The sequence below is a fragment of the Pseudomonas sp. HMSC063H08 genome (assembly GCF_001813645.1).
GTDB classification, from domain to species: Bacteria; Pseudomonadota; Gammaproteobacteria; order Pseudomonadales; family Pseudomonadaceae; genus Pseudomonas; species Pseudomonas aeruginosa.
Window position 1 is genome coordinate 1 of the sequence record NZ_KV813386.1, and the last position, 509, is coordinate 509.

Here is a 509-nt window from a genome sequence, read left to right on the forward strand (position 1 = left end):
TGATTGATCGCGCTACCGGAAGCTGGTGCGATCTTGGGTTCGATCTACACGGAAATCCGTGTCGTAGTCTTTCAGATCATGACTACTGGGGGAGGGTTGCCGACAACGTCAGCAGCTCACGATGCAAAGAATGAAAAGGCCTGTTGCAGTTGTCAAGCCCCCGCGAATGAAAAAGCCCCTCATACGGAGGGGCTTGAGGTCAGTGCGGGCGGTGCCGATGGTTAAACTTCGTAAGCTTGCGCTTGAGGTTGGGCCAATCGGCCCAGGCCGCCATCGACAAGCACACTACAAGCAAGGCGGTCAGCATGATCACGCCGAAAGTCGTTTGGCTCATCTCAAGATTCCTCCTGAGTCAGGTAGATACCTGTAGACCAGATTACCACACCTACCGACAGCGCAAGGGCAGTCAGGATGCGATGCTCGCCGAGAAAAATGCCGATCAAACCAGCGGCTACCGCCGTGGTTCCAATCTTGCGTAGATCTTCTGCGATTGCGGAAAGTTTTGCGGA

Annotated in this window: 1 protein-coding gene; it reads right to left on the bottom strand. The window is 54.6% G+C overall.

All coding sequences use genetic code 11. From position 1 onward, the window contains the following. Positions 1-199: 199 nt before the first annotated feature. A complete protein-coding gene (locus HMPREF2924_RS36350) occupies positions 200-334 on the bottom strand; it encodes a hypothetical protein (RefSeq protein WP_003121000.1) in 135 nt (44 codons plus the stop codon). Positions 335-509 lie beyond the last annotated feature (175 nt).